This is a genomic window from Pseudomonas sp. c313 (assembly GCF_055407145.1).
The window spans coordinates 70,877-89,954 of record NZ_JBUZRD010000008.1; the positions used below are offsets into that span (position 1 = coordinate 70,877).

General features: G+C 60.1%; 13 protein-coding genes and 1 pseudogene. All 14 read right to left on the reverse strand.

Translation table 11 applies throughout. The annotated features are described in order from the left end of the window. Positions 1-64: 64 nt before the first annotated feature. Positions 65-862 (reverse strand): transporter substrate-binding domain-containing protein, encoded by a 798-nt coding sequence (locus ACZRKZ_RS20365; RefSeq protein ID WP_133101290.1) that lies wholly within the window; start codon positions 860-862, stop codon positions 65-67. Between the two features lie 351 nt (positions 863-1,213). Next, positions 1,214-3,801 (reverse strand): annotated as a pseudogene (gene mdoH / locus ACZRKZ_RS20370) (glucans biosynthesis glucosyltransferase MdoH); the annotation flags it as partial. After that, positions 3,794-5,530 (reverse strand): glucan biosynthesis protein G, encoded by a 1,737-nt coding sequence (locus ACZRKZ_RS20375; protein ID WP_463969000.1) that lies wholly within the window; start codon positions 5,528-5,530, stop codon positions 3,794-3,796. The gene ACZRKZ_RS20375 and the pseudogene mdoH, both read right to left, overlap by 8 nt. A 267-nt stretch (positions 5,531-5,797) precedes the next feature. Then, complete coding sequence (dtd, locus tag ACZRKZ_RS20380; RefSeq protein ID WP_463968999.1) at positions 5,798-6,235, reverse strand: D-aminoacyl-tRNA deacylase; 438 nt, start codon at positions 6,233-6,235, stop codon at positions 5,798-5,800. After that, on the reverse strand, positions 6,232-7,203 hold the full coding sequence (gene pip / locus ACZRKZ_RS20385) for a prolyl aminopeptidase (protein WP_463982556.1): 972 nt from the start codon (positions 7,201-7,203) through the stop codon (positions 6,232-6,234). Before pip ends, dtd begins: the two co-directional genes overlap by 4 nt. Positions 7,204-7,363: 160 nt before the next feature. After that, complete coding sequence (hutG, locus tag ACZRKZ_RS20390; protein ID WP_463982557.1) at positions 7,364-8,164, reverse strand: N-formylglutamate deformylase; 801 nt, start codon at positions 8,162-8,164, stop codon at positions 7,364-7,366. An 11-nt stretch (positions 8,165-8,175) separates the two neighbouring features. Then, a complete protein-coding gene (gene hutI / locus ACZRKZ_RS20395; RefSeq protein ID WP_463982558.1) occupies positions 8,176-9,381 on the reverse strand; it encodes an imidazolonepropionase in 1,206 nt (401 codons plus the stop codon). A gap of 16 nt (positions 9,382-9,397) precedes the next feature. Next, positions 9,398-10,807, reverse strand: a complete 1,410-nt coding sequence (locus tag ACZRKZ_RS20400; RefSeq protein WP_463982559.1) for an amino acid permease — start codon at positions 10,805-10,807, stop codon at positions 9,398-9,400. Between the two features lie 141 nt (positions 10,808-10,948). Beyond that, complete coding sequence (gene hutH / locus ACZRKZ_RS20405; RefSeq protein ID WP_149411289.1) at positions 10,949-12,487, reverse strand: histidine ammonia-lyase; 1,539 nt, start codon at positions 12,485-12,487, stop codon at positions 10,949-10,951. Positions 12,488-12,614: 127 nt separating this feature from the next. Next, positions 12,615-14,138, reverse strand: a complete 1,524-nt coding sequence (gene hutH / locus ACZRKZ_RS20410; RefSeq protein WP_463982560.1) for a histidine ammonia-lyase — start codon at positions 14,136-14,138, stop codon at positions 12,615-12,617. A gap of 90 nt (positions 14,139-14,228) precedes the next feature. After that, positions 14,229-15,053, reverse strand: a complete 825-nt coding sequence (locus ACZRKZ_RS20415; protein WP_463982561.1) for a quaternary amine ABC transporter ATP-binding protein — start codon at positions 15,051-15,053, stop codon at positions 14,229-14,231. Further along, positions 15,050-15,901, reverse strand: coding sequence for an ABC transporter permease (locus ACZRKZ_RS20420; RefSeq protein ID WP_350613967.1), 852 nt, complete (start codon positions 15,899-15,901; stop codon positions 15,050-15,052). The genes ACZRKZ_RS20415 and ACZRKZ_RS20420 overlap by 4 nt, the downstream gene beginning before the upstream one ends. Positions 15,902-15,972: 71 nt before the next feature. Then, complete coding sequence (locus ACZRKZ_RS20425) at positions 15,973-16,941, reverse strand: ABC transporter substrate-binding protein (RefSeq protein ID WP_463968992.1); 969 nt, start codon at positions 16,939-16,941, stop codon at positions 15,973-15,975. 161 nt (positions 16,942-17,102) lie between these two features. Continuing rightward, positions 17,103-18,788, reverse strand: a complete 1,686-nt coding sequence (hutU, locus tag ACZRKZ_RS20430) for a urocanate hydratase (protein ID WP_463982562.1) — start codon at positions 18,786-18,788, stop codon at positions 17,103-17,105. Positions 18,789-19,078: the final 290 nt, after the last annotated feature.

The following is a 19,078-nucleotide window of genomic DNA, read 5'->3' on the forward strand; positions in this document are numbered from 1 at the left end:
CATCAAGATCGGAGGGCATGCCCTTTTGTGGCGAGGGGGCAAGCCCCCTCGCCACAAGTCAGTCTTATTCCATGTCCTTGAGCCAATCACTGCTCTTGAACCACTTGTCATGGATGCGATCGTAGGTGCCGTCGTTGCGGATCTGGTGCAGAAAGTTGTTGATGAAGTTGATGCTGTCGTAGTCGCCTTTCTTCAAGCCGAACGCCAGGGGTTCAAAGGTGAACGGCTGGTCGAGGTACACCAGCTTGCCGTTGCCGACCTTTTTCTCTGCTACCACGTTGTAAGGCGCGTCATAGACGAATGCATCGGCCTTACCGTTGACCACGTCGAGCACACCTTCCTGCTCGTTGTCGTAGCCGTGGTACTTGGCCTTGGAGATCAGTTTCTTGGCAACCATCTCGCCAGTGGTGCCGAGCTTGGAGGTCAGGCGATATTTCTCGTCATTCAGGTCTTTATAAGACTTGATGGTGCCTTCCAGTTCCTTGCGGATCAGCAGGGTTTGGCCGACGACGATGAAGGGTTCGCTGAAGTTCAGGCGCAGGTTACGCTCCTGAGTCAGGGTCATGCCGCTGCCGATCATATCGAACTTGTTGGTCAGCAGCGCCGGGATGATGCCGTCATAACCGGTGGAGACCGTCTCCAGCTTGACGCCCATGGACTTGGCCATGGCCTTGAGGATGTCGACTTCAAACCCGATGATTTCACCGCGCTTGTTGGTCATCTGGAACGGCATGTAGGTCGGGTCCATCCCGACTTTCAGCGTTCCGCGCTTGACCGCATCATCGATAGCACCGGCCTGGGCAGCATTGACTGCTACCAGCGCCGTAACGCCAAGCAACAGCATCGAAAGATACTTTTTCATCATCAAGTCCCCTGAACTCATTTTATTGTGAGGTCGGTGCGCAAAAGGGCTGCACCATTTCGGGGAGCGATGCTAACCCACTCGCCCACCAGCACATAGGTCTAGGCGGAATTTGTTGGCGGGTATGACAGAAAAAACCCATAAAGGCTGCGCGAACAGCACAGGTAGACCGTCTGCTGCGAGAGCCAGGCACTCCTTAGATGTGAGGCTGTCGTCATCACCTTTCTTCAAAGCAAACGCCAGGAGTTCGTAGGTAAAGGGGCTTTTGTGTCGAAATAACAAGGCGTTGTCGCAATGTGGCAGAAGGGAAAAACACTGTAGGAAGGGCGCTTCGAACGCCCCCGAGACTAGCCTCGGGGGCGTCTGAATCAGGCTGGTTGAGCCTGGGACGACAGCGGTTGCAAAGGCAGCAACGGCGCGTGGGGGTCGGACTTGACCGATTCACGCCAGGCACCGAGCCATTCGGCGTGACCTTCGCTCCAGACCTGCTCATGCAAGCGTGCCAGGGCGACCGGATCGCTGAGCAAGGCCAGACGTTCGCCGTTATTGAGGCCGGCTGGGCCGACGCTCAATGCATGACGAACACGTTCGATACGCAGCAACTCAATCGGCTCCGCGTGACCATGCCGAGAGGTCGCCAGGGCACAGGCCAGGGCGTTCTGCTGAGGATCGACCACGGCCCGCACGAAACCGTCATTGAGCGCGTGCCAACGGTTTTCGTGGGTGTACTGGTCGGTCGACAGCAGCGCCTGGGGCGGATTGTATTCCTCAGGGATCAGGAACAGGCTTTCGTCGCGCGACTTGAGGCCCAGCTTGACCCGGCTTGAAATCACCGAAACCGGGATCGACAGCATCAGCGAACCGACAATCGGCACCAGCCACCACAGGAAGCTTGGGTTCAACCACACCACCAACAGCGCCCAGAAAAAGCCGAGCAACGTTTGCGGACCGTGACGCTTGACCGCCTCGCTCCACGGTGTGGAGTCGTCGTCACGCTGCGGCGAGTTCCAGGTCGCGGCCCAGCCGAGGAACGCGGCGAGCACGAAGCGGGTGTGGAAAATCATCCGCACCGGCGCCAGCAGCACGGAGAACAGCATCTCCAGCAGCATCGACAGGGTCACCTTGAACTTGCCGCCGAACTCTTTCGCGCCCTTGGCCCAGATCAGGATGATGCTCAACAGCTTGGGCAGGAACAGCAGCACGATGGTGGTGGAGAACAGCGCTACCGCCTTGTCCGGATGCCATTGTGGCCACAGTGGGTACAACTGGCGTGGCGCCATGAAGTACTGCGGCTCCATCAGGGTGTTGACCGCCAGCAGAGCGGTCGACAGCACCAGGAAGAAGAACCACAACGGCGCCGACAGGTACGACATCACACCGGTAAGGAACACCGCACGGTGCACCGGGTGCATGCCCTTGACCAGGAACAGGCGGAAGTTCATCAGGTTGCCGTGGCACCAGCGACGGTCACGCTTGAGTTCGTCCAGCAGGTTGGGCGGCAATTCTTCGTAGCTGCCGGGCAAATCGTAGGCAATCCACACGCCCCAGCCGGCACGACGCATCAGCGCCGCTTCAACGAAGTCGTGAGAGAGGATGGCACCGGCAAACGCGCCTTTACCGGGCAATGGCGCCAGGGCGCAGTGCTCGATAAACGGCTTCATGCGGATGATTGCGTTGTGACCCCAGTAGTGGGATTCACCCAACTGCCAGAAGTGCAGGCCGGCAGTAAACAGCGGGCCGTAGACGCGGGTGGCGAACTGCTGCATGCGCGCATACAGCGTGTCCATGCCCGATGCCCGTGGCGCGGTCTGGATGATGCCGGCGTCCGGCGTGGCTTCCATCAAGCGCACCAGGCTGGTCAGGCATTCGCCGCTCATCACGCTGTCGGCGTCGAGCACCACCATGTACTTGTAGTCACCGCCCCAGCGACGGCAGAAGTCGTCGAGGTTGCCGCTCTTGCGTTTGACGCGACGGCGACGGCGGCGATAGAAAATCTTGCCGAAGCCACCCGCGTCGCGGCACACGTCAAGCCAGGCTTGCTGTTCGGCGATGCAGATATCGGCGTCGTTACTGTCACTGAGGACGAAAAAGTCGAAGCGATCCAGGTCACCGGTCGCGGCAACCGACTCGAAGGTCGCCCGCAGGCCGGCGAATACCCGTGGCACGTCTTCGTTGCAGATCGGCATGACCAGGGCGGTACGAGCTTCCTTGGGAATTGGCTCATCGCCAGCGCTTTTCCCGGAAATACGGTACTTGTCGTGGCCGGTCAGCAGTTCCAGGAAACCCATCAGCGCGGTCCAGAAACCGGCCGAGACCCAGCAAAACAGTATTCCGAACAGAATCAGGATGCTGGTTTGCAGGGCGTAAGGCAGGACCTGGGTAGCGGTCGCCATCAGGGTCTGGTTGCGGATCTCGTCCATGTCGACGAAGGACCAGCCCTGATACGGCATGATGCCTTTCATGTACCAGCCGGCGACGATCGTCTGGCCGAGCATCAGTGTCAACAGGATGTAACGACGGATCGAACCGACCGTGCGCCAGCGGGCAGCGGGCAGCACACGCTCGTCCTTCGGCGGTGCCGGAGGATTGGAGCGACCGGTCAGCCGGCGCCAGCCGCGTACCAGGATATTGGTGCGCCAAGGTTCAGGCACCACCTTGGTCCGACGGATCGGCGGCGTGGCCTTGAGGCAGACGCGACCGCTGGCGTCGAGCACGAGCATCTCAGCATCTTGCAGCTCTTCGGCCGTGTTGAGGGTCAGTCGCCGACCGACCGACGCTTGGGCAGCGTCGGCCGGGGCGTCGAAGGTCGAAGACGAAAGGCGCTCATGCAGCTCGGCGAAGGAATTGCAGCCCGCGAGTTCGGCGCGCTGCTCATCGGTCATCGGAAGATGCGCCAGATACTCGGCAAGCGTCTCTGGCTGGGCTTGAGAGTTACTCATCGGCAGGCAACTGATAGCTCCAGGTTTCGGTCAGGACTTGTTCAGTTTTGACCGGCTCCGGTGTGGCTGGGGCAGCTTCTGGCTGCTTGGCTTCCTTGTCTTTGGCGTCTTTCTTGGCCTGTTTCTCATGTTGCTTGGCCAGTACTTTGTCCGCTTTCAACACTTGGGTCGAAGCCTTTTCCGGTTCCGGCACTGCAACGTCCTGGACCAGGGCCGCACGCATCTCGGTTGGCTTGCCCGCGTCCTTGATCTTCATGCGCAGGGTCAGGCGCCAGCCTTTGGTGTGCGGGTTGTAGCGAACGCTGTTTTCCACCAACTCGGCATTGTCGCCGACGCTGACCTGGCTGCGAACCTGGGCATCTGGCAGCAGAGCCTTGAGGGACGGGCCCTCGAAGTCCACCAGATAGGCAACGCTGCCATCTGGCTGACGGATCAGGTTGGACTGTTTCACATCACCCGTAGAGCGCAAGGTCTGCTTGACCCAAGCACTGTCAGGGGAATGGAACGGCGCGTCATTGAGGGTCCAGTGCAGACGGTAGCTGACGTCCAGCGGCTGGCCGGGCTCTGGCAGTTTTTCCGGGCTCCAGAAGGCAACGATGTTGTCGTTGGTTTCATCGGCAGTCGGGATCTCTACCAGGTCGACGGAACCCTTGCCCCAGTCGCCCTCAGGCTCAATCCAGGCGCTTGGGCGCTTGTCGTAATTGTCGTCCAGGTCTTCGTACTGGCTGAAGTTACGACCGCGTTGCAGCAGGCCGAAACCACGCGGGTTTTCCACGCTGAAGTTGCTGACCGACAGGTGTTTAGGGTTGTTCAGCGGACGCCAGATCCACTCGCCGTTACCGGCATGGATCGACAGACCGCTGGAATCGTGCAGCTCACGGCGGTAGTTGAGAACCTTGGACGGCTGATTGGCGCCGAACAGGTACATGCTGGTCAGCGGGGCAATGCCCAGCTTGGTGACTTTGTCGCGCAGGAACATCTGGGATTTGACATCGACGATGGTGTCGGTGCCCGGACGCAGGATCAGGCGGTAGGCGCCGGTAGCCCGTGGCGAATCCAGCAGGGCGAAGATCACCAAGTGCTTGTCACCCGGCTTTGGACGCTCAATCCAGAACTCGGTGAAACGCGGGAATTCTTCGCCAGACGGCAGCGCGGTGTCGATGGCCATGCCGCGGGCAGACAAGCCGTAGACCTGATCCTTGCCAACGACGCGGAAGTAGCTGGCGCCGAGCATGGTCATGATTTCGTCTTGCTTGTCGTCCTTGTTGATCGGGTACAGGACACGAAAGCCGGCATAACCCAGCTGTTCGGTGGCCTTGGGATCAAACTTGACGTCGCCGAAATCGAAACGAGCCGGGTCGTACTTGATTTCCTGGACGTCAGTGGCGGTGACTTCATTGATCTTCACCGGTGTATCGAAGTGCATACCCTGGTGATAGAAGGACAGCTTGAACGGAGTTTTCTGATCGGCCCACTCGGCTTTTTCATGGCGAAAACGAATTTTCTGGTAATCAGCAAATTTCATTTCGCGAAATTCGTTTGGCAGATTGCTGCGCGGGGCTTGGTATTTCTGCCCGGCCAGCTCTTTTGCCTTGGCCGACACATCATCCAGACTGAATGCCCACAGTTGACCCGCGCCGAACAGGCAAAACAGGGCGGAGCCCGTTACCAGTGCGTTTCGTAACCGCTTGGCAGACAATTTTGGTGCATTACAGGGACTAACAATCACGAGCAACCCTCGCCGAAAACAGATCAAAAAACCAACGGCCAGCTATCTATATGCCAGGTTGGCGAGCATTGTTCCGACTCCCACGGGGCTAAATGATTCCCCAATGGCTATCGGACAAGTCTCTACCTAAGTCAAAAATGGACCAATTAACGCTGATCCCCGTAGCGCGCGATTATCTAGTAGCCCGCGAGACAACGCATCAGGGGCAGCGAAGTATTTGTAGTGAAAACCTGTGTTTTGGGGCATTAAAAGTCGTTTTCAGTACATTCAGGTCTGAAACAGGAAGGTGACCGGCCCGTCATTGACCAAATGCACCTGCATATCCGCGCCAAAACGCCCCGCCGCCACCGTGCCATGCAATTGTTGCGCTTGTAACAACAAGTGGTCAAAAAGCGCCTCTGCCAGCGCCGGAGGGGCCGCCGTGGAGAAGCCGGGGCGCAGGCCACTTTTGGTATCCGCCGCCAGGGTGAACTGTGAAACCAGCAGCAACCCGCCGCCGATGTCCTTCAACGACAGGTTCATCTTGCCCTCGTCGTCGCTGAACACCCGATAGTTAAGCAGTTTATGCAAGAGCTTGTCGGCACTTGCCTGGGTATCTGAAGGCTCGACGGCCACGAGCACCAGCAAACCCTGGCCTATTGCGCCGACTACTTCCCCCGCCACTTCGACCCGGGCGCCTCGCACCCGCTGTAAAAGCCCCTTCATGCTTCTTCTGGAGGTAAATCAAGCAGACGTCGTGCCATTTGGCTCGCCGCACGCACCAACGCGTCAGTAATGCCTGGCTCGGAAGCGGCATGGCCGGCATCACGGATCACCTGCAGTTCGCTGTTGGGCCAAGCCTGATGCAACGCCCACGCGTTATCCAGCGGGCAAATCACATCGTAGCGGCCGTGGACGATGACGCCAGGCAGGTGGGCGATCTTGTGCATGTCGCGAATCAGTTGGTTGGGCTCAAGGAAGGCATTGTTGGTGAAGTAGTGGCATTCAATACGGGCAATGGACAGCGCGCGCTGCGGCTCGCTGAAACGATCAACCACTAACGGATTTGGACGCAGGGTGGCAGTACGGCCTTCCCAGGTCGACCAGGCCTTGGCGGCGTGCATCTGGGCAATCTGGTCGCTGCCGATCAGGCGCTTGTGGAAGGCGGTAAGCAGGTCGTGACGCTCGTCCTGTGGGATCGGCGCGATGTAGTCCTGCCAGTAATCGGGGAACAGGCGGCTGGCACCGGCCTGATAGAACCATTCGATTTCCTGGGGACGGGCGAGGAAGATGCCCCGCACGATCAAACCGTGGACACGCTCAGGGTGGGTTTGCGCATAGGCCAGGGCCAGGGTCGAACCCCAGGAACCGCCGAACAGCACCCATTTGTCGATGCCCAGGTGTTGGCGAATCCGCTCAAGGTCGGCCACCAGATCCCAGGTAGTGTTATTTTCCAGGTTGGCGTGAGGCGTGGAGCGACCGCAGCCGCGCTGATCGAAAGTAATGATCCGATACATGTTCGGGTCAAAATAACACCGGCTCTGGGCATCGCACCCGGCTCCAGGGCCTCCATGGATGAACACAACGGGCAGGCCTTGCGGGGAACCGCTTTCGTCGACGTACAACACATGGGGTTCATCGACGGCCAGATCGTGCCGGGCGTAGGGTTTGATCTGCGGGTACAAAGTCTGCATTGCGCGCTCCGTAAGGGGTCGAGTTCATCCCTGGTGGGACATCTATTATTTTGCCGTCTGGCATCATAAACCCGAATGGTGCAATGAGCATGTCCTTGACGAATCAGACCTCGGTCAACAGAACCTCAAGCGCTGTGTAAATACCTATGGCTGCCGCAAGTCACCGATAATGCTTCTGCCCCCACGCCAGGAACCCTTCCAGCAATTCCTTCAACACCACCCGTGTCGGCCCAGCCACGTCCGCCCGATACCGGAATGGCTCAAACTCTTCCATATATGTGCACTGCCCCAACTCCAGCTGCACCGCATGGATATTGTCTGCCGGGTTGCCGTAATGGCGGGTGATATGCCCGCCCTTGAAGCGACCATTAAGCACATGGCTGTACTGTGGATGAGCGGCGCATATGGCTTCCAGTTGGCTAGCCAGTTCAGGATCGCAGGCGGCACCGTTGAAGGTGCCTAGGTTGAAGTCGGGCAGTTTGCCGTCGAACAGGTGCGGGATCACTGAGCGGATCGAGTGGGCATCAAATAGCAGCGCGTAGCCGAACTCGGCCTTGAGGCGGGCCAACTCTTCTTGCAGGGTGCGGTGATACGGCGTCCAGATCTGTTCCAGATAGGTCGCGCGCTCGGCCTTTGAGGGCTCCAGGCCTTCGCGGAACAACGGCACGCCGTCGAACAGCGTCGCCGGGTACAGGCCGGTGGTGGCGCCGACGTACAGCGGCTTGTCGTCGGACGGCCGGTTGAGGTCGATGACAAAGCGCGAATACTCGGCGGCCAGGGTGCTCGCGCCCAGTTCTTTGGCGAAGTCATAAAGCGTGGGGATATGCCAGTCGGTGTCCGGCAGGCTTTGCGCCTCGGGGATCAACCCGGCCTCGACCACAGGGGTCAGGCGCAAACCAGCGTGGGGCATGCTGATCAGCAGCGGTGTGCTACCTTGTTTGAAGCTCAAAACCTTATCCACAACGGTGCTCCTTAAACAGTGACGTCGACGCCGTGGCGCACGACGCGTTTATCCAACTCGCCGCCCAGCCAGTAAGCCAGGTCGGCGGGGCGATCGATCTGCCAGGCGACAAAGTCCGCCACCTTGCCCACTTCCAGCGAACCATGGGTATCACCCATGCCCAAAGCGGTAGCCGCATGTTGGGTCGCGCCAGCCAGCGCTTCCTCGGGGGTCATTCGAAACAGGGTGCACGCCATGTTCAACATCAGCCGCACCGACAACGCTGGCGAGGTGCCTGGGTTTAGATCGCTGGCGATGGCGATCTTCACCCCGTGTTTGCGCAGGGCGTCCATGGGCGGCAGTTGGGTTTCGCGCAGGAAGTAGAACGCTCCCGGCAGCAACACCGCGACGGTGCCCGAGGCGGCCATGGCGATGGCATCGTCTTCGGTCATGAACTCCAGATGGTCCGCCGACAACGCCTGATAACGCGCCGCCAGGCTGGAGCCGTGCAGGGACGACAGTTGCTCGGCGTGCAGTTTCACCGGCAAGCCAAGTTGCTGCGCGGCGACAAACACCCGTTCCACTTGTTCCGGGGAGAACGCCAGGTATTCGCAAAAGGCGTCCACCGCGTCCACCAGCCCTTCGGCCGCCAGGGCCGGGAGCATTTCACTGCAGATATGTTCGATGTAGGCGTCGGCACGATCGACGTATTCCGGCGGCAAGGCGTGGGCCGCCAGGCAGGTGCTGCGCACGCTAACGGGAAGCTCGGCGCCCAGGCGACGGATCACCCGCAGGATCTTGCGTTCGCTGGCCAAATCCAGGCCGTAGCCGGACTTGATCTCCACCGTGGTCACGCCGTCACGCAGCAAACTGCGCAGACGCTTGTGGGCGCTGGCGAACAGTTCATCTTCCGTGGCGGCGCGGGTGGCGCGCACGGTGCTGGCGATACCGCCACCGGCAGCTGCGATCTCGGCGTAACTCACGCCTTGCAGCCGCTGCTCGAACTCACCGCTGCGATTGCCACCAAACACCGTGTGGGTGTGGCAGTCGATCAACCCGGGCGTGACCCATGCGCCTTGCAGGTCATAAGTCTTCGCATAGTCAGCGCCCGGCAGTTCGCCGCGAGGGCCGATCCACTCGATGAGCGTGCCTGATGTCACGATGGCGGCGTCCTCGATAATCGAGTATTTGCCCTGGGCCATGGTTGCGACGTGGCAGTGTTGCCAAAGCGTTTTCATTCAACACCTGCGTTGGTTATCGATGAGACAAGGCTGGCTCGTAATGGACCTTGGCTGCTTGCCCGGCGGCGGGTTTTACCCACAGCAGATAGGCAACGACCAGCAAGGCGATCCATACGACACCGACCATAAGGGCTGCCTGGGTGTCCGGGAAATACCCCAGCACGCCGAAAATAAACAGCATGAACACGATGGCCGCTGCCGGCGCGTAGGGCCAGAACGGCACCGGGAATTTCAGTTCGGCGATCTGCTCTTTGGTCATGGCGCGACGCATCGCCACTTGTGTGATGAGGATCATCAGCCAGACCCAGACCGTGGCGAAGGTGGCAATGGAGGCGATCACCAGGAATACGTTTTCCGGGATCAGGTAGTTCAACACCACGCCGCCCAGCAGCGCAGCGCCCATCACCACCACGGTCATCCACGGCACGCCCTGGCGGGACAGTTGCGCAAAGCCTTTGGGTGCCTGCCCTTGCTGGGCCAGGCCGTACATCATGCGGCCGGCGCCGAAGATGTCGCTATTGATGGCCGAAACGGCTGCCGAGATCACCACGATATTAAGGATGGTCGCCGCCGAGCCGATGCCCAGGTTGCTGAATATCTGCACGAACGGGCTGCCCTGGCTGCCGATCTGCGGCCATGGGTAGATCGCCATCAGCACAAACAGGGTCAGCACGTAGAACAGCAGGATACGCAGCGGTACGGCGTTGATCGCCTTGGGAATGACCCGCTGCGGGTCCTTGGCTTCGCCGGCAGTGATGCCGATGATTTCGATGCCGCCAAAGGCGAACATCACCACTGCAAAGGAAGCGATCAAACCGCCGACGCCGTTGGGCATGAAGCCACCGTGGGCCCACAAGTTGCTCAGGCCGGTAGCCGGTGCGTCACCCGCTGAGTGAATGCCGAACAGCATGATGCCGAAACCGCCGAGGATCATTGCGACAATGGCGCCGACCTTGAGCAGCGATAGCCAGAACTCCATTTCGCCAAAAACTTTGACGCTGCACAGGTTCAGGCCGCCGATCAGGAACACGATGCCCAGCACCCAGATCCAGCGCGCCACTTCGGGAAACCAGAAGCCCATATAGATGCCAAAGGCGGTGACGTCGGCCAGGCAGACGATAATCATCTCGAAGGCGTAGGTCCAGCCGAGAACAAAACCGGCCATGGGGCCCAGGTAGGTGCTGGCGTACTGGCCGAAGGAGCCGGACACCGGGTTGTGCACAGCCATTTCGCCCAGGGCGCGCATGACCATGAACACCGCGGCGCCACCGATCAGGTAGGCCAGCAGCACAGCGGGGCCGGCCATCTGGATGGCTGAGGCAGAACCGTAAAACAGCCCGGTGCCGATCGCCGACCCCAGTGCCATGAAGCGAATATGGCGGGCGGAGAGCCCGCGTTTCAAACCCGTTTCTTGCTGGTGCATTTCTCGTCCCTAATTGTTCTTGTTTTCTGTAGGAGCGAGCTTGCTCGCGAAGAACCCAAGGACACCGCGTTTCTTCTGGCTCCCCGTGTCATCGTTAACGTCCATCGCGAGCAAGCTCGCTCCTACAGGGGGTATTGCGGGTTACAGGCTCGGCAACAGCTTCGCCGGTACCAACTCATTCAGGCAGCGCGTGGCCAGCAACTCTGTGGCGGCGTTGATGTCCGGTGCAAAGAAGCGGTCCTTCTCATAGAACGGCACTTTGCCGCGCAGGATGCCACGGGCTTTTTCCAGCTTCGGCGAGGTTTTCAGGCCGTCGCGCAGATCCAGCCCCTGGCAGGCCGCCAGCCATTCCACAGCGAGAATGCCGCGCACGTTCTCGGCCATTTCCCATAGGCGCTTGCCCGCAGCCGGGGCCATGGAGACGTGGTCTTCCTGGTTGGCGGACGTCGGCAAGCTGTCGACGCTATGGGGATGGGCCAGCGCCTTGTTCTCACTGGCCAGGGCCGCTGCAGTCACTTGGGCGATCATGAAGCCGGAGTTAACACCACCGTTGGCCACCAAAAACGGCGGCAGTTGCGACATGTGCTTGTCCATCATCAACGAGATGCGGCGCTCGCTCAGGGAGCCGATTTCAGCGATGGCCAAAGCCATGTTGTCAGCGGCCATGGCCACCGGTTCGGCGTGGAAGTTGCCGCCGGAAATCACGTCGCCTTCAGCGGCGAACACCAACGGGTTATCGGACACGGCGTTGGCTTCGACCACCAACACCTCTGCCGCCTGGCGGAGTTGGGTCAAGCAGGCGCCCATGACTTGCGGCTGGCAGCGCAGGGAGTACGGATCCTGGACCTTGTCGCAGTTCTGGTGGGATTGCGAGACTTCGCTGCTCTCCCCCAACAGATCACGATAGGCGGCAGCCGAATCGATCTGGCCGCGCTGACCGCGAGCGGCATGAATGCGCGCGTCAAACGGCGAGCGCGAGCCCAGCACCGCTTCCACCGTCAGACCGCCACAGGCCAGGGCACCGGCGAACAGGTCTTCGCCCTCAAACAGGCCGCGCAAGGCATAAGCAGTGGAAACCTGGGTACCGTTAAGCAGCGCCAAGCCTTCTTTCGCAGCCAGGGTCAGCGGGGTCAGGCCAGCGACTTTCAGCGCTTGCGTCGCCTCCAGCCATTCGCCTTTGTAACGAGCCTTGCCTTCGCCAAGCAGTACCAGGGACATGTGCGCCAATGGCGCCAAGTCACCGGAGGCACCCACCGAGCCTTTCAGTGGAATGTGCGGGTAAACCTCGGCATTGATCAGGGCGATCAACGCGTCGATCACCTGCCGGCGAATCCCGGAGAAACCCCGGCTCAGGCTGTTGACCTTGAGCACCATGACTAACCGCACCAACGCATCACTGATGGGCTTACCCACGCCGGCGGCGTGGGACAGCACCAGTGAGCGCTGGAGGTTTTCCAGGTCTTCACTGGCGATACGGGTGGAGGCCAGCAGGCCAAAACCGGTGTTGATGCCATAAGCGGTGCGGTTCTCGGCGAGAATCTGCTCCACACAGGCGACGCTGGCTTCGATCTGGGCCGAGGCGCTGTCATCCAGGGTGAGGGTTACCGGCTGCTGGTAGATGTCACGCAGTTGGGCAAGGCTCAGTTGGCCTGGAATCAGGTTTAGCGCAGTCACATTCATGCTCCTTTTGAGAGTGTTGTTAACTACCAGTCGCTCCGGATGCTTCCGTTATCCGCCGTTGTCCTCTTTTAGATGACTGACGGCTTGGCACGCTGGTTATTGTTGGGATTTTTTATTACAAATCTGCTCAGTGCAAATTCGGTAGTGCGTTGTGCAGCAAGTCGGCGTTCTTGAGCAGCGTTGCGGCCGCTGTGATGTCCGGCGCCAGCCAGCGGTCCTGGTCATAAGCCGGGACCTGTTCGCGCAGCAGGCGCCAGGCGGTGTGGGTGCCTGCGCCGAAGCGTTGCTCCTGGAGAAATTCGAAAGCCTGGGCCGCCAGCAGGTACTCGATGGCGAGGATCTGGGTGACGTTTTCCAGCACTTGGTGCAACTTCAGCGCGGCGTTGGTGCCCATGCTCAGGTGATCTTCCTGCAAGCCGGAGGTGACGAAGTTGTCGAGCACCGCCGGTTGCGCCAGTTGGCGGTTTTGCCCGCAGAGGGACGCGGCGACGTACTGCACGATCATCATCCCCGAATTGACGCCGGGGTTGCTCACCAGGAACGCCGGCAGCCCGCTGACGTGGGGGTTGATCAGGCGATCAAGGCGACGCTCAGCGATGGAGCCGATCTCTGCCAGGGCGATGGCCAGCATGTCCGCTGCCAGTGCCACCGATTGCCCATGGGGATTGGCCTGGGACACCACGCGGTAGTTGTCCGGGGTGCCGAGCAGCAATGGATTGTCGGTGGCGCCGTTGAGTTCGGTTTCGATCTGCCGTGTGGCGTGTTCCAGTTGATCGCGCGCCGCACCATGGACCTGGGGAATCGAGCGAATGCTCAAGGCATCCTGGGTGCGAATGCCTTTGCTTGCAGCGATCACTTCACTGCCGTCCAGCAGTGCCCGCAGGTTGCTGCCCACTTGCTGCATGCCCGGATGCGGCTTGAGGGCGATGATTTCTTCGTCGAACGCGTCGATCTGACCGCGCTGCGCCTCGAAGCTCATGGCGCCAATCACGTCGGCCCATTGCAGCAGGCGATGGGCATCGGCCAGGGCCAGGCAGCTCAGGCCGCTCATGCACGGCGTGCCGTTGACCAGGCACAACCCGTCCTTGGCACCCAGCACCACCGGCTGCAAGTTTTCGGCGGCCAGGGCCTCGTGCGCCGAGACAATCTGGCCCCGGTAGCTGACGTTGCCGACCCCGAGCAAGGCGATGCTGATATGGGCCATGTGGGTGAGGTAACCCACCGAACCCTGGGACGGCACTTGCGGGGTGATACCGTGGTTGAGCAGGGCCAGCAGCGAATGCACCACCTGCGGATGCAGACCGGACTTGCCCTGGCTGTAGTTGATAATGGCGGCGCAGATGATCGCGCGGGTTTGCTCGGTGCTCAGCGGCGCACCGACGCCGCAGGCGTGGCTAAGCAAGGTGTTGCGCGACAGTTGGCTCAGTTGCTCGCCTTTGAGGGAAACATTGCACAAGGCGCCCAGGCCGGTATTGACGCCATAGGCCCGTTCGCCACTGCTGACGATGCGCTGGACGATGGCCTGGGCATTATCGATCCGCGCCCAGGCCTGGCCCGACAGTTCGAGGACAGCACCGTGGCGAGCCACGGCGACCACGTCCTGCCAGCGCAATGGGGTGTCGGCGATGATGATTTTTTCAACCTGGGACATCGTTGACCTCTTCATACAAATCTTGAATTTATGACTAACCCTGTGGCCAGCGGGCTTGCCACAACAAGCGCCGTCACCAAAAAAACCGGATCAAACCACCGCGGCCCGCCGTTTAACAAAGCGGTCCACATACTCATCCGCCGGTGAATGCAGGATCTCCCTGGGCGTGCCGACCTGGATCAGCTTGCCGTCCTTGAGGATCGCAATGCGGTTGCCAATGCGTACGGCCTCGTCGAGGTCGTGGGTGATGAAAACGATGGTCTTGTGCAGGGTCTTTTGCAGTTCCAGCAACTGGTCCTGCATCTCGGCGCGGATCAGCGGGTCGAGGGCGCTGAAGGCTTCGTCCATCAGGATGATGTCGGTGTCGGCCGCCAGTGCGCGGGCCAGGCCCACCCGTTGGCGCATGCCGCCGGATAGCTGGTGCGGATACTTGTTCTCGTAGCCCTTGAGGCCCACGGTTTCGATCCAGTGCAGCGCCCGTTCGGCACACACTTGCTTGGTCTCGCCGCGCACTTTCAAACCGTAGGCGACGTTGTCCAGCACGCTCTTGTGGGGCAGCAGGCCGAAGCTCTGGAACACCATGCTGATCTTGTGCCGACGAAATTGGCGCAGGGCTTCCATGTCCAGTTGCAGGATGTCTTCGCCGTCCACCAGGATCGCGCCACTGGTAGGGTCGATCAAGCGGTTGAAGTGGCGCACCAGGGTCGACTTGCCGGAACCCGACAGGCCCATGATCACGAAGATCTCGCCAGTATCGATGCTCAGCGACAGGTCGTTCACACCTACCACGCAACCGGTATCAGCCAGTACCTGGTCCTTGGTCTTGCCTTGGCCAATGAGAGCCAGCGCTTCCTTGGAACGGGAACCGAAGATCTTGAATACGTTTTTGACTTCAATCTTGCTGACGGTAGTCATTTGCTCGCCTCATGCCGTGGACGACCATAGGCCTGGGTGATGCGGTCGATGACCACTGCGAGAATCACGATCGCCAGACCAGCTTCAAGGCCGCGCCCAACGTTGAGGGTCTGGATGCCCACCAGCACGTCTTCACCCAAGCCACGGGCGCCGATCATCGAGGCGATCACCACCATCGACAATGCCATCATGGTGGTCTGGTTGATCCCGGCCATGATGCTCGGCAGGGCCAGGGGCAATTGCACGCCAAACAGCTGCTGCCAGCGGTTTGCACCAAAGGCGTTGATGGCTTCCATGACTTCGCCATCGACCTGGCGAATGCCCAGGTCGGTCAGGCGAATCAGCGGCGGCGCGGCGTAGATCACCGTGGCGAAAATCGCCGGGACCTTGCCCAGGCCGAACAGCATCAGCACCGGAATCAGGTACACGAAGCTGGGCATGGTTTGCATGATGTCCAGCAGCGGCATCAACACCGAACGCAGGCGATTGCTGCGGGCCGAGAGAATCCCCAGGGGGATGCCGATCAACACCGAGATCACCGTGGCCACCATCATCAGCGCCAGGGTTTGCATCAGTTTGTCCCACAGCCCGACCGCGCCCACCAAAAACAGCAGGCCGACGATCACCGCAGTCATTACCACCTTGCGGGTGGCGTGCCAGGCAATGCCGCCGACAATCGCCAGCATCAACCACCAGGGCGCCGCGCGCAGCAACCCTTCCAGGTTGACGATGGCCCATAACAAGGTGTCGGAGATCTGCCGGAACACATCACCGTAGTTGGTCACCAGCGAATCAACCCAACCGTTGACCCAGTCAGCGATGGAAAACGTAAAACTCTCAGGAAACATAGCGTGCTCTCGATCCAGTGGGTTGTGGCCGGCCGCCCGATTGCCTGTTGGGGCAACCGGGAACGCTCAACCTACAAGGCCGCGTCGATTTTCTTGGCTGCGTCGTCGCTCACCCATGCGTGCCAGATTTCAGGGTGTTCCTTGAGGAAAATTTTCGCCAGTTTTGGCGATTCAATTCGCTCTTTAGTCATACGAGCCAGGTTCTGGTTGAGCAGGTCGATCGGCAGATTGACCTTCTCCAGTACCGCTACCAATTCCGGCGCTTGCTCGTGGAACACCTTGGACAGGCCTACCTTGATGGTCACGCTTTTATCCACACCGGGTTTTTCTTCCAGCTTCACCAGATCCACCTGACCCATGAGCGGGGTAGGCGACCAGTAGTAGAACAGGATCGGCTCGCCACGCTTGTAGCTGGACAACACCGCCGCATCCAGCGCCGGGCCTGTGCCTGGGCGGAAGTTGGTGTAGGTGCTTTCCAGCCCGTAGCTTTTGAGCATTTCGCTGTTATCCAGCTCGCAGGTCCAGCCGGCCGGACAGTTGTAGAAGCGGCCCTTGGCCGGCTCTTCCTGGTCCTTGAACACGGCGGAATACTTGGCCAGGTCGGCGATGGTTTTCAGGTCTGGCGCCTTGGCTTCGAGCTTGCGCTTGGCGTCGCCTTCGATCACATAACGCGGCACGTACCAGCCTTCGATGGCGCCCACTACCGGAGCGCCGACGCCGACGACTTTGCCGGCCTTCTCGGCCTTGTTCCAGACTTCGCTGCGGCCTACCCACTCCTCAGCGAAGACCTGAATGTCATTGCTGCCGAGGGCGTTCTCCATGGTGATGGAGTTGCCCGGCAGGCTATCGGTTTTGCAGTCGTAGCCTTTCTCCAGGACGATTTGCAGGACATCGGTCAGCAACATGCCGCTTTCCCAGTTCAGGCCGGCGAATTTCACCGGCTTGCCTGACTCGCACCAGCCTGCTGCCTGAGTGGCACCAGCGCTGGCCAACAAGCCTGTGGCGAACAACGTGGCCAGCAGGGTCTTATTCATTTTCATTGTGTGACGCTCCCAATCATGAAATGGATTACGGCAGTCAAAAGGCATCCTGCCTTGTCCACGTCCCATCAGGCTTGTGCCAGCAGCCCGCTTGTTGTTGGTGCAGCGCCCTGCTCTACCGGCAGGATCAAGCGTTCAGAAAACGGGCTGTGCCACTTTGGTTACTTGATCATCGGCAGGTTCAGGCCCTGCTCCTTGGCGCAATCAATAGCAATCTGGTAACCAGCGTCGGCGTGACGCATCACCCCGGTGGCCGGGTCGTTGTGCAGCACGCGGGCAATACGCTCAGCCGCTTCATCGGTACCGTCGCAAACAATCACCATCCCCGAGTGCTGGGAGAAGCCCATGCCGACGCCGCCGCCGTGGTGCAGCGAGACCCAGGTCGCACCGCTGGCGGTGTTGAGCAAGGCGTTGAGCAGTGGCCAGTCGGACACGGCGTCGGAACCGTCCTGCATGGATTCGGTTTCACGGTTCGGGCTTGCGACCGAGCCAGAGTCCAGGTGGTCGCGACCGATTACGACAGGCGCCGACAGCTCACCGCTGCGCACCATTTCGTTGAATGCCAGACCCAACTTGGCACGCTGGCCCAGGCCAACCCAGCAGATACGCGCCGGCAGCCCCTGGAACGCAATGCGCTCGCGGGCCATGTCCAACCAGTTGTGCAGGTGGGCGTCGTCAGGGATCAGCTCTTTTACTTTGGCATCGGTTTTGTAGATATCTTGCGGATCACCCGACAGTGCAGCCCAACGGAACGGGCCGATGCCACGGCAGAACAGCGGACGGATGTAAGCCGGTACAAAACCCGGGAAGTCGAAAGCGTTTTCCACGCCTTCTTCTTGCGCCATCTGACGGATGTTGTTGCCGTAGTCGAAAGTCGGTACGCCCATTTTCTGGAAGTCCAACATCGCTTTAACGTGCACGGCCATCGATTGCTTGGCGGCTTTGATCACAGCAGCAGGTTCGGTCTTGGCGCGAGCGCGGTATTCGTCCCAGGTCCAGCCAGCCGGCAGGTAACCGTTGAGCGGATCGTGGGCGCTGGTCTGGTCGGTAACCATGTCCGGACGCACGCCACGCTTGACCAGCTCCGGCAGAATTTCAGCCGCGTTGCCAAGCAGGGCGATGGAAATTGCCTTGCCTTCCTTGGTGTATTTGTCGATACGGGCCAGAGCGTCGTCGAGGTCAGTGGCTTGCTCGTCGACATAGCGGCTGTTCAACCGAAAATCGATGCTGACCTGTTGGCATTCAATGTTCAGCGAGCAAGCGCCGGCCAGGGTTGCGGCCAGAGGCTGAGCACCGCCCATGCCACCAAGGCCTGCGGTCAGAACCCAACGACCCTTGAGGTCATTGTTGTAATGCTGGCGACCGGCTTCGACGAAGGTTTCGTAAGTGCCCTGGACGATGCCCTGGCTGCCGATGTAGATCCAGCTGCCCGCGGTCATCTGGCCGTACATGGCCAGGCCCTTGGCATCCAGTTCGTTGAAGTGTTCCCAACTGGCCCAGTGCGGCACCAGGTTGGAGTTGGCGATCAGTACGCGTGGGGCGTTGCTGTGGGTCTTGAATACGCCAACCGGTTTGCCGGATTGCACCAGCAGGGTTTCGTCGTCATTGAGGTTGGTCAGGCTTTCGACGATCTGGTCGTAGCATTCCCAGTTGCGCGCCGCACGGCCGATGCCGCCGTATACCACCAGCTCTTTCGGGTTTTCGGCCACTTGCGGGTCGAGGTTATTCATCAGCATGCGCAGCGGCGCTTCGGTCAGCCAGCTTTTGGCGGTGAGCGTGTTACCGCGAGCAGCGCGGATTTCGACGTCACGATACTTTGTAGGCTTAGCCTCGGAAAAATCAGTCACGAAAAACTCCTCAACGATCAATGCGCGAACATGATTGGTGCGAAGAGGATGTTCATGGACTCTTACGCACACATCTTTACTTGTACATACAAGCATATGCAATCAAGCGGCCAACTTGGATGGGGAGGGTTGTAGATTTTTTCGGACAGCGGTGAAAGCCTTTGAAAACAAGGCTTCGCGGCTTGATGAATTTTCTTTCAGAGGGCTTTTACGGCGAGGGAGGCTTGTCACTCAGGCAGGCTTTTGCGCCATGCTGGGGCATTCGGTAACAAGTTGGTGCGGAGCCTGGA

Excerpts from the sequence above, each read along its gene's own strand:
- ACZRKZ_RS20365 (WP_133101290.1), bottom strand. The coding sequence starts at position 862 with ATGAAAAAGTATCTTTCGATGCTGTTGCTTGGCGTTACGGCGCTGGTA.
- dtd (WP_463968999.1), bottom strand. The coding sequence starts at position 6,235 with ATGAAGGGGCTTTTACAGCGGGTGCGAGGCGCCCGGGTCGAAGTGGCG.
- pip (WP_463982556.1), bottom strand. The coding sequence starts at position 7,203 with ATGCAGACTTTGTACCCGCAGATCAAACCCTACGCCCGGCACGATCTG.
- hutI (WP_463982558.1), bottom strand. The coding sequence starts at position 9,381 with ATGAAAACGCTTTGGCAACACTGCCACGTCGCAACCATGGCCCAGGGC.
- ACZRKZ_RS20400 (WP_463982559.1), bottom strand. The coding sequence starts at position 10,807 with ATGCACCAGCAAGAAACGGGTTTGAAACGCGGGCTCTCCGCCCGCCAT.
- hutH (WP_149411289.1), bottom strand. The coding sequence starts at position 12,487 with ATGAATGTGACTGCGCTAAACCTGATTCCAGGCCAACTGAGCCTTGCC.
- hutH (WP_463982560.1), bottom strand. The coding sequence starts at position 14,138 with ATGTCCCAGGTTGAAAAAATCATCATCGCCGACACCCCATTGCGCTGG.
- ACZRKZ_RS20415 (WP_463982561.1), bottom strand. The coding sequence starts at position 15,053 with ATGACTACCGTCAGCAAGATTGAAGTCAAAAACGTATTCAAGATCTTC.
- ACZRKZ_RS20420 (WP_350613967.1), bottom strand. The coding sequence starts at position 15,901 with ATGTTTCCTGAGAGTTTTACGTTTTCCATCGCTGACTGGGTCAACGGT.
- ACZRKZ_RS20425 (WP_463968992.1), bottom strand. The coding sequence starts at position 16,941 with ATGAAAATGAATAAGACCCTGCTGGCCACGTTGTTCGCCACAGGCTTG.